Here is a 13,943-nt window from a genome sequence, read left to right as displayed (position 1 = left end):
TATTAGATCCCCTCCCCTTCTAATGCTTCTACAATTTTTTGTTCTTGAACAGATAGTCCTTCTAAGGCAGCATTCTGTGCTTTAGCCCACTCTGGATATAAGCGGCGTTTGATAAAATTAAGTAGGCGTTCAGACTCCATTAAAGCTAAGGCAACCCCTGCTATAGGCACAGATAGATAAAGCCATATATTTTTAATCCCTACACCTGTCATAGTACTTTTTGCAGCAATTTTACAAAACTCAAAACCATAGATAATCATGAACCAGCTAAAAAAAGTAATCCCTATATGCGCACAGCCTTTAAGTACATCTGATACCCTTCTAGGTACAACAAAGTCAATAACTGTCATACGAATATGGGTATCCTTACGAATAGCTAAAGCTGCTGAAATAAGTGACATATAGACCATGCACATAAGTACAACTGGCTCACCCCATGTAAGTGGGTTCTTAATAATATAACGATTAAATACAACATAGCTCGTTAATGCAACCATCAAAATAAAACAACATTTACAAAACGACATAAATAACCAATGCACTGCATCAAAAAACTTCGTTACTGCATCCCATCCTTTTGGGGGCATGGCATTTTTATTTTCCTTTTTACTCATAATCCGCCTCCTTATCATAAATAAAGAGAACTAGCAAAAGGCCAGCTCTCTTTATTTTGTCTGTCTTGCTATGTAAATCTATTAAAATTATTTTGCAAGAATCGCGTTGTAGTAATCTTCAAGCCCAACAATGTATTTTGCAACAACACCTTTTGTTGCTTCAATATATGGTGTTTTATCTGGCACTTCAATAACATTGGCACCAGCAGCTTTGATATCTTCAAGTAATTTATTATCTAGCTCCTCAATGTTTGAACGGTTCCATTCTTCTGTTTCTTTAGCAGCTTCTATAATAATTGCTTTGTCTGCATCCTCAAGTGTATCCCATTTCCCTTCACTCATTAAAACAATAGATGGGCTGTATGTATGCCCTGTAAGTATATAGTTAGGTGCTACTTCAAAGAATTTATTTGAGTAGTAACCAGAGTGAGGTTGCTCTGCACCATCAACAGTACCTGCTTGAATCGCACTATATAACTCACCAAAGGAAATAGGTGTGCTTTGGATCCCCATAGCTGTTACTGTTTCTGTCATAAGTTCTGTTGTAGGCACACGAAGCTTCAAGCCTTTGAAGTCTGAAATATCATTAATAGGTTTGTTTGGTATCGTATAGAAGTTACGAGAACCTTCATCTAAATAAAATAACCCTACCATACCTGTACCTGCTTCTTGTGGCTCCTTTAGGAACTCCTCACCAATTTCACTATTTAAAACATTCCAAAGATGAGCTCTATCACGGAAAACAAATGGAAGACCAAATAAGTTAAGCTTTTTAACTCCAAAATCTGCTAAAGAGTTTGTATTACCACGGCATATATCAATCGTTCCTCCTCCCATTTGCAAGGTTTGATACATGGTTTTTTCATCTCCTAGCTGTCCAGCTGGAAAAACCTCAATAACGATACGTCCATCTGATTTTTCTTTTACTAATTCAGCAAATTTATCACCACACTGATCCATAATGTGGTCATCTGGATTTAACTCTGCATATTTGAAAACATAAGTTTTCTCAGATGCAGCTGGTTCTTTAGAAGCCTCTGGCGTAGTTGCCTCTGCTTTGTTAGCTTCTGGCGTGGGTGCACTTTCTTTTTTACCGCCACATCCTACTAAAGAAGTTAATGCTAAAATACCAACAAGAATACATGCCATTGATTTTTTCATGCTGTGTTCCTCCCTAATTATTATTGATTTATCTTTGCTAGAGTAAGTACTCTACAAATTCTATTTAAGGTACATAGAGAGATTACTATTAAATATCACATTACTCTCTACATAATGTGTTCTTTGTACCGGTACGACTCCACGTATCAGATACTCAAACATTATTTTTGTTGCTTGATAAGCCTGCTCATAGGGATGTTTACATATAATGTTTTGCATAATTCCCTCTCGCATACTTTGTACATTTTCTTCAAATACATCACTTCCTACTACCTTTAACTTGCCAGCATAACCTTGCCTGCGAATGACTTCACTAAGGATAACGCTGCAGCGTGCATTTACACTAAAAGCTGCGCGAATATTCCTATCACCTTCTAAAAGTTCCCTAATACGCCCCTCAATTTGTGGGATTCTTTGATCCCCATAGCCATATACATAAATACATTCTATCCCTGTTTTATGTTCTTCTAAATATTCCGCAAAGCCTTGTGCTACTAAGGCATGGTTAGAAACCTGTGCATCTCCAGCTAAAATAATAATTTTATCTCCTGATAAAAGTTGTGCACTTAAGAGCTCTGCTGCTAACCTACCCGTCATCTCATAATTTGCAAGGACGCTTGCCAGTGCATTGGAACTCTGATCGGTTATCATCACTAATGGAATATTCTTTTCAGTAAATTGATACAGGACTGCGTGAGCTGATTCACTTAGATGACCTGCTACAATAATGCCGTCTATATCTCCACTGAAATGCTTATAAAGAGAGAGTAGTTCTTCTTCTACTCGATTACCTGCCACATTATAGTAGGGGATTTCTACAATATCAAAATTATAATTTCCTAGTTCATTAACATAATCACGAAACCCTTGCCAAACATGGGAGTAGAAAAAACGATTCTGTGCTTGCGGACCAGGTATAGCTACTAAAATCCTTTGCGTCTTACGCTTAAGAGCCGCTGCCGCTTCATTGGGAGTATACCCATTTTCTGTAGCTATACGAAGTATTTGCTTTCTTAGCTGATCTCCTACACCTTTTTTACCATATAAAGCTCTATGTACCGTACCATAGGAAACTCCGACCTGTTCTGCTATGTCCTTAATGGTGATACGCTTTTTATCATGCATTTTATCTTTTTCTTTCATAGCCGGTCTGTTCCTCCGGTTCTATATAGTAATCGAAAAGTTTTAAATAGATAAAACGTTTTCTCTCACTCGAGTATACGCTTTATTCGCAATATATGTCAATGTTTTTTGATTTTTTAAATTTATTTTATTATTTTTTACTAAAATACATTTTATTAATTGTTTAAATATAACTAATTTTTTATATTAACAAACTGTTTTATTGTAACTCTGAATCAAACATCTTATAATAGAGAAAACGCTTTCCTTAGGAGGAATAGACTTATGGAGAAAATACCTATTCAGATCGATACACATATGGATGTGGCTACCTTTCGCGCCTTTAGCCATTTTAATTCCTTTAAGCTTAATAATCGTTTTATAACGCTTGCTTTATTTCCTGTGGTAATGTTTGGTTTAGCCGTCATTAATGCGGTTACTGGAAGTTCACTTTTCTTTTGGCTTCTTATTAGTTTAGGTATCCTATTACCTAGCAGTTATTTGATTTTCTATAAGGTCGCTATGGAACGTCAGATAACTCTCCATGGTCTTGATACCCCTAAAAAAGTTTACAGTCTAATAGTTAATACTAAAGGGCTATATATTACAAGCCAAACAGAAAAAGCACACTACCGTTGGAATCAAATTTATCGTTTATTTGTTATGGATGATTCTATCTATATTTACCTTACAAAAGCGCGTGCCTTTATCTTACCTTATAAGGACTTTACACAAGGTACACCAGAAGAATTATTGGCATTGGCCCAAAAAAACCTTCCGTCTGTTCGTCTTTTTGATAAATGTAGCAAGAAGGATTAACTTTAATTTTAAAAACTAGAAAGGAGGCTACTATACAAATGACTATTCAGTCATTTGTATAGTAGCCTCCTTCTTATCATTGCATTAAAATCTATTTATTTAAAACACTCTTTAACCATTCCGTCGCTAGTTCAAACCAATGTGCCACATGAGGATCTGCCATACGCCCACATGCCTCTTCATTCACCTCTTCAGTCGCTAAGGATAAACCATGTACACCATGTGGGAATAAATGCACTTCATGTGAAACCTGATATTTTCTAAGAGCCTTACTAAGTAACAAAGTATTTTCAACTGGTACGGCTTCATCATCCATAGTATGCCACACAAAAACTGGAGGCACTTTTTCTGTTACAAAATTTTCAAGAGACCATTTTGCTTGCTCACTTTTTTCTTCTCCTGCTAAATTCAAAAAACTTCCTAAGTGCGCAAATTCACCTGCACTTATAACAGGATAGGAAAGCACCATGGCATCTGGTCTTCTCTGATTAGCTGTCGTTGTTTCGTCAAATCTTTCATCATCTGCCCAAAACACCCCCAAACTAGCCGCCAAGTGACCACCCGCTGAAAATCCACACACTGCTACTTGTTGAGTACACTCAAACTCCTCTGCTCTTTCTCGAATTGTTTTTACTGCCCACGCCAGCTGCCTTAAAGGGAGAGTATCTAGCCTTTCACCTGTTGAGCAGTCATAATCAAGCACAAATGCCGCAAAGCCAGCTCTATTCCACGCTTTAGCTATAGGTTCCGCTTCCCTAGGTGAAGTAAAACGATATCCTCCTCCAGGGCAAATGACTACTGCAGCTCCACCCTTGCAAGGATAGACACTCAAGGTAGCTGTTCCAAAAGGACAATTTATCTTTTGCATATTCTTTTTCCTTCCTAAAAATCCCTCTATAAGATTTATTTAAGATACATCGACAGATTGCTATTAAAAATAACATTGCTTTCTACATAATGTGTTCTTTGTACTGGTACGACTCCACGTATCAGATACTCAAACATTATTTTTGTTGCTTGATAAGCCTGCTCATAAGGATGCTTACATATAATGTTTTGCATGACTCCATCTTTCATACTTTGTACATTTTCTTCAAATACGTCACTTCCCACTACTTTTAGTTTACCTGCATAGCCTTGCCTACGAATAACTTCACTGAGAATAACGCTACAGCGTGCATTTACACTAAAGGCAGCACGAATACTACTGTCTTCTTTTAAAAGCTCTATAATACGTGTTTCAATTTGTGCAATGTGTTTATCTCCATAAGCATAAATATAAACACATTCTATTCCTGTTTTATGCTCCTCTAAATAGTCGGCAAAACCTTGCGTTACCAAGCTATGATTAGGAACTTGCATATCTCCTGCTAAAACAAGAACTTTATCTCCCTGCGAAAGTTGTCCTGTTAGAAGCTCTGCTGCTAGCCTGCCCGTCACTTCATAATTAGCAAGTACACTTGCAAGTGCATCTGAACTTTTATCCGTTATCATGACTATAGCAATATCCTTCTTTGCAAACGTACGAAGTGCGGCATGTGCGGCTTCACTTAAAGGTCCTGCCACAATAATCCCATCAATATCTCCTTCATAGTGTCTATAAGCAGATGCCAACTCTTCTTCTACCCGATTACCACTGACATTGTAATAAGGAATCTCTATAATATCAAAATTATAATTACCAAATTCATTCGCATAGTCACGAAATCCTTGCCAAACATGGGAATAAAAAAAGCGATTTTGCGCATGTGGGCCAGGGATAGCTACTAAAATACGCTGCATTTTACGTTTAAGAGCTGCCGCTGCTTCATTAGGGATATAACCACTTTCTGCAGCTGTACGCAGTATTTTGTTTCGCAGCTCTTCACCCACTCCTTTTTTGCCATATAAGGCACGGTGCACAGTACCATAGGATACCCCTACCTGTTCTGCAATATCTTTAATTGTAATGCGCTTTTTACCAAGCGTCTTATCCTTTTCTCTCATTGCCCATCCTACCCTCTGGGTTATTTTTAACTCATTCAAAAACATTACACTACCTTATATACTAGCAGAATGTCCTTTATAAAACGAGTATACGCTTTAATGACTTTATGTGTCAATTTCGAAAAGCACTTTTGTACTACACAAAAATAAATTGAATTAAAATCATATAAAGAACTGTACCCGTACTTATACTAAGTAGTGTATTGCCTTTCCAGTAATGCAAAAAGGCTGTAAAGGCTACACACAAAAACTCTGGAACCCCAAAAGGTGCCTTTATAAAGGAAATACTTTTCAGACAAAAAACAACAAGGAGTCCCATAACAGCATAAGGTAGAACTTTCCCTAAATAAGATACATAATTAGGTACTTTCTTGTTCTCAGGAAAAAGTAAAAAGGGTAAAAAACGATTTATAATCATACCTAAAGCTACAGCGCCAATCATAATCAAAGTCTGCGTTGAATTTAAGAGCATATTATCTCCTCCCCTCTATACACTTTGGTTAATGACTTTCTAAGTAAAGTTAACTGTACCAGTATAAGCACCATAGCTGGAATAATAAAATTACCTTCACCAAAGCAAACCAAACAAAGAATAGAAGTAACTACACCGATTACAGCTGGTATCCTATTTTTCTTATCTTTCCAGCCCTCTACAAAAATCACAACAAATAAAGCTGTTAGGGCAAAATCTAATCCTTTCGTTTTTATATCTATCAGTTGTCCTAAGCATCCCCCTAAAAAGCTTGCTATCGCCCAGTAACTATAATCTAGTAAAGAAACAAAGAAATAAAACCACTTTGGTTCTACTCCTTCGGGTACTTTTTGATTACAAACGATTGAAAAAGTCTCATCACATAAAGTATATATCAAAAAGAATTTAAGCTTATCTAACCCTCTATACTTTTCAAGCATGGATATCCCATAAAAAAGATGCCTTGCATTGACAATTAAAGAAAGATAAAAGGCTTGTAAAGGGTCAAACCCTGTAGCTAATAAGGTAACGGCTACAAATTGCATGCTACCCCCAAAGGCAATAAGACTCATTAAGAGCGACCAAATTGCTCCATACCCTTTACTCTGCATCAGTATTCCATAAGCTATTCCTAAAAAACCAAACCCTGTAAGCACAGGTAAGGTACACGGAAAAGCAGCCTTTAATGCTTTTACTTTCTCATTCATTCCTTTCTCCTCCTTTATTTCTCTTCTCAATATAATATTATTTTAAATTCTTATATTTTAATTATTTGTTCTAATTCAAGTAATTGTACTTATTTAAATAATTTGCTTTTTCAAATTATAGCATTGTCATTGTATGGCTTCAACTGTATAATTGTATGCAAGACAATTATACAATTGGGGAGAGATTTGTATGCCTATTAATTCTTTTGAAAATTATCCTATGACTTGGAAACCTTGTTTATCTCACACTAAATTACCACTTTATAAAGCTCTTGCTCAGCTTTTAGAAGAAGATATTCAAAAGGGCAACCTAAAGCCTGGCGATATGCTGCCACCACAAAGAGAACTGGCTGATTTTCTAGATATTAATCTAAGTACTGTCACTAAGGCCTTCAAACTTTGTGAGCAAAGGGGGCTAATTAGCGCAACTGTAGGAAAAGGTACCTTTATCGCATCAGATGTAGGTGTAAGTAGTCGCTTACTTCACCCAACCCCCGTCAATCATCTTATTGATTTAGGAGCTATCCACCCTACCTATACACAAAACGCCTATGTCCTAAGCACTCTTCAAGATTTTCTCACTTCAAAGGATGCTTCTTCTCATCTTGAGTACACCTCTACTTGTGGTACTCAAAAACAACGCATGGCTGGTCTTAAGTGGCTTAAAAATTTAAAACTTTCCACTGATACTAATCATATCCTTCTTGCTTCTGGTGGTCAAAATGCCCTTTGTGCCATACTAACATCTTTTTTTGAACCTGGGGATCGCATTGGTACAGACCCTCTTATTTATGCAGGCTTTAAAACCTTAGCAAAAATGCTTGGCATTCAACTTGTTCCTGTTCCTCAAGCAAATGATGAAATATCTCCTAGCCTTCTTAGGGGCTTCTGCAAGAAAGAAGGACTGAAAGCCCTCTACTTAATACCTGACTTTCATAACCCTACTACCCATACTATGTCTTTGGCTACGCGAGAAGCTATTGCCAAGTTTGCTAAAGAAGAAGACTTACTCCTCATTGAAGATGCCATTAATAGTGCATTCGTCCATGAGCTTTTACCACCTATCGCTAGCTTTGCCCCCGAACAAACCTTCTATATTTCTAGCACTTCTAAGTCTCTTTGTCCCGCTCTTCGTATTAGCTTTATCGCTTGCCCTTTAAGGCATATTAGAACTCTAGAACTGGGTCTTTATAACGTGAACATGATGATTTCTCCTTTTACTGCACAGATAGCAACAGAGCTCATTTATTCATCTATGGCTGAACAAATCCTCAAAGAGCGCCAAAGTGATATTTTAGAACGTAATGAACTAGCTAACTCTATTTTTAGAGGCTACCCACTACTTGGTGCACTTGATTGCAACTTTCGCTTTTTACTTCTTCCAGAAGGTTGGAGTGGTAAAGCCTTTGAAATGTGCGCAAAAAAGGCAGGCGTTCAGGTGTATTGCGGCGAACGTTTCGCCGTAGGCAATGCACCTTTGCCTGCTGCTGTAAGACTTTCCATTGCAACTCCTAAAACAAAAGAAGACCTTTATAAAGCACTTATAATTCTCAAATCTATCCTAGAGCAAGATATAGATTTAACTTTGTTTTAAATGAGTAAAAAATAAACTGCCACTGTAACTCCTAGTATAATACGATACCAGCCAAATACCTTAAAGTCATGTTTTTTGATGTAACCCATTAAAAATTTAATCGCTAAAACAGAAACTATAAAAGCAACTACTGAACCTATCAATAAAACAGCTACTTCTATAGAAGTAAAAGCTAACCCAAATTTTAAAAGCTTCAAAAAGCTTGCACCAAACATAACTGGAATGGCTAAGAAAAAGGTAAATTCAGCAGCTACTGTACGCGAAGTCCCAATCATCATGGCTCCTACAATAGTTGCACCTGAACGAGAGGTTCCTGGAATGAGTGCTAGCATTTGAAAAATACCAATAATAAACACTGTTCTAAAATCAAGGGATGACAGTGTCCGTACCCTTGGAGCTTGCCCTTTGTTTTTATTTTCCACGATAATAAACAAAACACCGTAAATAATAAGAGTAATGGCTACTGTCCAAGGATTGTAAAAAAGTTCATCAATCTTGTCATTAAAAAATACACCTATTATACCAGCTGGTACAGACGCTACTAGAATTTTCATCCATATAGACATAATATCTGGTCTTATCTTAATTCCTCTTTTTAATGAAAAAGGAAAGAGCTTATTCCAGAAAAGTAAAACAACCGCTAAAATAGCCCCTAACTGAATAACTACAAAAAACATTTCTTTAAATGCTGGGCTCATATTAAGCTTTAAAAATTCATCTACCAAAATCATATGTCCTGTACTACTGATAGGTAGCCATTCTGTTATGCCTTCCACTATACCTAAAATGACGGCCTTCATTATTTCAATCCATTCCATATCGTTTTATCCTCCTTAATAAGGTCTGTTATTGAACTTCTAAATAATATTTTGAATTATCTTTTTATAAATCCACTTCTTTTATTATAAAAGTGCTTTACGTCAAAAGCAACCTTTAGCAAACTAAATTACGACTTACCATTCTTTTTATTCTTTTCTTATTAATCTACTAGCTGTATTATATAATATGTTGTATAATACGCTTATACTAAATTATTTTTATATTTATGAGGAGTCATTATGAAAATCATTATTATTGGCGCCGGCAAAGTTGGCTATGCATTAGCCACTCACCTCTCCGCCCAAGGAAATGACATTACAATTATCGACAAGAATCCCAAAGCCTTAGAAAAAGTTGAAAACAACTTAGATGTACTTCCTATTAAAGGAACAGGCATAAGTACAAGTACCTTACTTGAGAACGGTTGTCAGAGCATTGACCTCATCATCGCTGTAACTGGAAGCGACGAAGTCAATATGCTCTGTTGTTTAACTGCAAAAAAATTAGGTGCACATCGTACTATTGCACGTATCCGTGACCCACAATACGCTAAAGAGCTCCTTCTTATTAAAGAAGACCTAGGTCTAGATATGGTTATTAATCCCGAAGAAGCTGCTGCTGATGAAATTGCCAGAGTCCTAACTGTTCCTGGTGCAATCCGCCTTGAAAATTTCGCTAAAGGCCGTGTGCGTATGGTAGAGGTCCTCCTTAAAGAGGGCTCTTCTTTAATTGGCACTAAAATGAAGCACTTTGGTGATAAGTTTGGTGTTTCCGTTTTAATTGGTGCTATTATCCGAGAAGATAAGCTTATTATTCCAACAGGGGATACCGTGCTAGAAGTACAGGATACCATTTACGCTATTGGGAAATCTGCTGCTATCTATACATTTTGCAAACGCATCCATGATAAACCTTCAAAGACTAAAAACATCATGATTGTGGGTGGGGGTAAAATCACCTATTACCTAGCACGTCTTCTTAATGAAATGCACATTAAAGTAAAAATCATAGAAAATGATAGTGCCGTTTGTGAGAAGCTTTCTGAAGAATTACCTAATACACTTATTATTAATGGAGATGGAACAGATAGTGAGCTTCTCGCTGAAGAACATCTTGAAGCTGTAGATAGCTTCATTGCTCTTACAGGACGTGATGAAGAAAATATTATCTCTTCTTTAATTGCTAAACAAAATCATGTGCCTCGTGTTATTACCAAAATCAGCCGTAATTATGGTAACGCTGTTGTAGGAAGTTTAGGACTAGATACCATCATTACTCCTCATGACATTATCACGAATCGTATTCTTAGATATGTACGCGGCGAGTCTGTAGAAGCCCTCCACCGCATTGTAGGTGGTGAAGGTGAGATCATCGAATTTATTGCATCAGCTAACGATCCTCTTATTCATACACCTCTTTATAAACTCCGTCTTATCCCAGATGTACTCATTGCTACTATTGTAAAAAAAGATGAGATTGTTGTACCAAATGGTCAAACAACTATCAATCCAGGAGATAGAGTTCTTGTTATTACTAATAAAAATATATCTAACTTAAAAGATATTATTGATATTACATCAGGAGGATTTACCGGTGAACTTAAAAATAGTATTAAGAAGCTTGGGAATGTTATTAATATGTGAGTCTATTGCCTTACTTCCTCCTACTCTAGTGGCCTTCATATATGGGGATGGAGACTTACCTGCTTTTCTCATAACAATTGGTATCGTTCTAGCAGTAGGAAGTATACTCTCCTTAATTAAACCAACTTCTAAAAATATTTATGCAAGAGACGGGTTTGCTATTGTAGCTTTGGGTTGGCTTCTTATGTCTTTTTTTGGAGCCTTTCCCTTTTACATAAGTGGAGCTTTTCCATCTTTTATCGATAGTTTCTTTGAATCAAGCTCTGGTCTTACAACTACAGGTTCCTCTATTTTAAGTGCTGTTGAAGGATTGCCTCACGGTATTCTCTTTTGGCGAAGCTTTACTCACTGGGTAGGCGGTATGGGTATCTTAGTTCTTACTATGGCTATTTTACCTTCTCTTGGTACAGGTTCTATGCAAGTTATGAAAGCTGAAAGCCCTGGTCCTATCGTTGGTCGTATTGTGCCTAAACTGGGGCAAACAGCTAAAATCTTATATAGTATTTATCTAGGTATTACTCTCTTAGAGGTTCTTCTCCTTTATCTTGCTGGTATGAATCTGTTTGATGCTTTCATTCATACACTAGGAACAGTAGGTACAGGTGGTTTCTCTAATATGAATGCTAGTGTAGGCCATTATAACAGTGCACTTATTGACTGGATTATCACCATCTTTATGATACTGTGTGGTGTTAACTTCTCTCTTTATTATCTGATTCTTAAAGGGAATATTAAAACTTTCTTTAAAAATAACGAGCTAAGAGTTTATCTTTTTATTTTATTTGGAGCTATCTTGCTTATCACACTTGACCTATTGGCACGCAATACTTATGGTTCCTTTACAGAAGCTCTTAGATTCTCTTCTTTCCAAGTAGCTTCCGTTATGACAACCACTGGCTATGCTACAACAGACTTTGATAAATGGTCTATGTTTAGTAGAATGCTTCTACTTCTTTTAATGTTTATCGGTGGATGTGCCGGCTCTACAGCAGGTGGTCTTAAAGTATCTCGTGCTATTATTTGTTTAAAAAGTATGAAGTACTCTTTAAAACAAATTGTTCATCCTAATGGTTATTATTCTGTACGCATGGATGGCAAAAAATAGACGAAAAAACGGTATTGGATGTCCTTACCTATTTCTTCGTCTATATGATTATTTTTACAATAGGATTATTGCTCATTTCCTTAAATGGATTTGACTTTACTACTACCCTTACTTCGGTAGTTACTACACTTAATAACATTGGACCTGGTCTCGGTCTTGTAGGACCTACGGGTAATTTCTCTACCTTTAGTGATTTCAGTAAAGTCGTCTTCTCTATCTTAATGATTATAGGACGCCTAGAAATTTACCCTATTCTTCTACTCTTAACACCAGACCTTTGGAAAAAGAATTAAAGATGTGCTTTTACTTTTTCAATAAGTGTAGCATATTCTGCATCTGATAAAAGTACTTTTGGATCAGGCATCATTTCAAATGTTCCACCGAAGCCTGGTCCATCTTCATATTTAGGAATTAAATGAAAATGTAAGTGAGGAAGCTTGTCGGAATAAGCTCCATAATTAATTTTATGGGCACCGAAAGCTTCCTTCATTGCTTTTGCCACACGTGCTACATCTTTCATAAAGGCATTTCTTTGCTCATCACTTAATTCAAAAAGTTCATTCACATGACCTTTGTAAGCAAGCAAGCAACGACCTCTATAAGTTTGTTCTTTAAATAAGTAAACAGTTGAAGCGTCTAACTCACAAATTTCAAGCATTAGGTTATCTAATCTCTCATCTTTAGCGCAGTAAAAACATGTGTTATCAAAACTCATTTTTATTCTCCTTATCATTGTGTAATAGTTACTCTTCTATTATAGCATTCTCTTTCTTTTTACAAAATACGCTATTCTAAAATATTTTTAGGTTTCTTAAAAAATATTTTAACTTTTTAGGATAAATTTCTCACCTATTTTCACTCATTTTCCAGCTGAATAAGTCTTATAATGTTTAGAGAAGAGACTAGAGAATGATTAATATGGGTAATTAAGCACTTTCTAATTTGTTCACTATCCTCATTAAGTAAGGCCTTAATAATATCCTGATGCTGAGAGAAATTACTACTTCTTTTTGTATATTTGATTTTAGCCCCATAAATCGCTAGACGGTATTGTTGCTCCATTAACTTATCATAGATATTAGTTAAAATTTTATTATTTGTTATTTGCACTAAAAACATATGAAATTCAATATCTAAGTTGTAAAATTGGATATCACTTTCAAAGCTACTACTATCATTCTTTGCCTCTTCTCTAAATCTTGCTTCAAACTCTAAAAGAGCTGTTTTAGAATACATTGATTTAAATTCTTGTACAATAGCAGGTTCCATAATCTTTCTTACTTGATAGATTTCATTAACATCTTCCAGTGTAATAGGCGTTACGCGCATCCCACTTCGTGGATAAATTTCTAATAACTTCTCACTTTTTAAAGCCAGAATAGCCTCCCTAATAGGCGTTCTCCCATATCCTAACTCTTCATTGAGCTGTTTTTCATAAAGCTTTTGTCCTGGCATATAATCACATATTTGAATTTTTCTTTTAAGGTGTTCATATGCCATCTGCGTTCTTGCAAGATTTTCTTTTTTTAACCCCTCTTTACTCAATTGAATGCTCCTTTTATTTTATAATTAAATATCAGATATATTTGGAATTATTTTACTATACATTACTCAGAATACTATAATCTTACTTAGAAATCAATACATAAGCTTTATATACACTTTCAAATTTTTAATATTTTTTAAAATATATTGATATTTATTAACCCTAATGCTATAATCCATTTAACAGATATATCTGTTTAATCATTTAATTATTTGTTTTTATAAAAAACCTATGAATACGGTATTTTTTTATCAAAAATAGATATATCTGTTTGATATTTTGTTTTCTATATGGATTAGGCCGGTAACCAATTAGAAAAAGCTTAATACAACTTTATATAATCTGAAAGGAGTTA

At 35.7% G+C, this 13,943-nt stretch carries 13 protein-coding genes and 1 pseudogene; 4 read left to right on the top strand and 10 right to left on the bottom strand.

Annotation, left to right across the window (positions count from 1 at the left end; all coding sequences use genetic code 11):
- Window positions 1-2: 2 nt before the first annotated feature.
- From CS063_RS12395 to CS063_RS12385, 3 genes are all read right to left on the bottom strand, one after another.
- Entirely contained in the window at window positions 3-614 is a 612-nt protein-coding gene (locus CS063_RS12395; protein ID WP_180270783.1) for a TRAP transporter small permease, read from the bottom strand.
- 87 nt (window positions 615-701) lie between these two features.
- Entirely contained in the window at window positions 702-1,775 is a 1,074-nt protein-coding gene (locus CS063_RS12390; protein ID WP_099450021.1) for a TRAP transporter substrate-binding protein, read from the bottom strand.
- Window positions 1,776-1,835: 60 nt separating this feature from the next.
- The gene (locus CS063_RS12385) at window positions 1,836-2,918 is read right to left on the bottom strand and encodes a LacI family DNA-binding transcriptional regulator (protein WP_099450020.1); all 1,083 of its coding nucleotides are present in this window, start codon (window positions 2,916-2,918) and stop codon (window positions 1,836-1,838) included.
- A 264-nt stretch (window positions 2,919-3,182) separates the two neighbouring features.
- Between CS063_RS12385 and CS063_RS12380 the strand changes: the two genes are divergently transcribed.
- The gene (locus CS063_RS12380) at window positions 3,183-3,716 is read left to right on the top strand and encodes a YcxB family protein (RefSeq protein WP_099450019.1); all 534 of its coding nucleotides are present in this window, start codon (window positions 3,183-3,185) and stop codon (window positions 3,714-3,716) included.
- Window positions 3,717-3,807: 91 nt separating this feature from the next.
- On the opposite strand, the gene CS063_RS12375 is transcribed toward CS063_RS12380, so the two are convergent.
- The 4 genes from CS063_RS12375 to CS063_RS12360 all read right to left on the bottom strand — a co-directional run bounded on the left by CS063_RS12375 (window position 3,808) and on the right by CS063_RS12360 (window position 6,881).
- A complete protein-coding gene (locus CS063_RS12375; protein WP_099450018.1) occupies window positions 3,808-4,584 on the bottom strand; it encodes an alpha/beta hydrolase in 777 nt (258 codons plus the stop codon).
- A gap of 35 nt (window positions 4,585-4,619) precedes the next feature.
- The gene (locus CS063_RS12370) at window positions 4,620-5,702 is read right to left on the bottom strand and encodes a LacI family DNA-binding transcriptional regulator (RefSeq protein WP_180270782.1); all 1,083 of its coding nucleotides are present in this window, start codon (window positions 5,700-5,702) and stop codon (window positions 4,620-4,622) included.
- Between the two features lie 136 nt (window positions 5,703-5,838).
- On the bottom strand, window positions 5,839-6,174 hold the full coding sequence (locus tag CS063_RS12365; protein ID WP_099450016.1) for a branched-chain amino acid transporter permease: 336 nt from the start codon (window positions 6,172-6,174) through the stop codon (window positions 5,839-5,841).
- Window positions 6,165-6,881, bottom strand: coding sequence for an AzlC family ABC transporter permease (locus tag CS063_RS12360; RefSeq protein ID WP_099450015.1), 717 nt, complete (start codon window positions 6,879-6,881; stop codon window positions 6,165-6,167). The genes CS063_RS12365 and CS063_RS12360 overlap by 10 nt, the downstream gene beginning before the upstream one ends.
- Before the next feature lie 190 nt (window positions 6,882-7,071).
- On the opposite strand from CS063_RS12360, the gene CS063_RS12355 reads away from it, so the two are divergent.
- Entirely contained in the window at window positions 7,072-8,475 is a 1,404-nt protein-coding gene (locus CS063_RS12355; protein ID WP_099450014.1) for an aminotransferase-like domain-containing protein, read from the top strand.
- On the opposite strand, the gene CS063_RS12350 is transcribed toward CS063_RS12355, so the two are convergent.
- Entirely contained in the window at window positions 8,472-9,293 is an 822-nt protein-coding gene (locus CS063_RS12350) for an undecaprenyl-diphosphate phosphatase (RefSeq protein WP_099450013.1), read from the bottom strand. The genes CS063_RS12355 and CS063_RS12350 overlap by 4 nt on opposite strands.
- Window positions 9,294-9,533: 240 nt before the next feature.
- Here CS063_RS12350 and trkA point away from each other — a divergent pair, with 240 nt between their 5' ends.
- Both trkA and CS063_RS12340 read left to right on the top strand, forming a co-directional pair.
- Window positions 9,534-10,937 (top strand): Trk system potassium transporter TrkA, encoded by a 1,404-nt coding sequence (gene trkA / locus CS063_RS12345; RefSeq protein WP_099450012.1) that lies wholly within the window; start codon window positions 9,534-9,536, stop codon window positions 10,935-10,937.
- Window positions 10,921-12,335: pseudogene (locus CS063_RS12340) on the top strand (TrkH family potassium uptake protein). The gene trkA and the pseudogene CS063_RS12340 overlap by 17 nt, the downstream one beginning before the upstream one ends.
- On the opposite strand, the gene CS063_RS12335 reads toward CS063_RS12340, so the two are convergent.
- Window positions 12,332-12,757: an HIT family protein gene (locus tag CS063_RS12335; RefSeq protein WP_099450011.1), complete on the bottom strand. Its 426-nt coding sequence runs from the start codon at window positions 12,755-12,757 to the stop codon at window positions 12,332-12,334. The pseudogene CS063_RS12340 and the gene CS063_RS12335 sit on opposite strands and share 4 nt — an antisense overlap.
- Before the next feature lie 140 nt (window positions 12,758-12,897).
- Window positions 12,898-13,587 carry a GntR family transcriptional regulator gene (locus CS063_RS12330; protein ID WP_099450010.1) on the bottom strand — a complete coding sequence of 230 codons (690 nt, stop codon included), beginning with the start codon at window positions 13,585-13,587 and terminating at the stop codon, window positions 12,898-12,900.
- Window positions 13,588-13,943: the final 356 nt, after the last annotated feature.

Origin of the sequence: Sporanaerobium hydrogeniformans (genome assembly GCF_002735925.1) — a bacterium.
Lineage (GTDB): Bacteria > Bacillota > Clostridia > Lachnospirales > Cellulosilyticaceae > Sporanaerobium > Sporanaerobium hydrogeniformans.
This window is presented reverse-complemented; position numbering and strand designations above follow the sequence as displayed.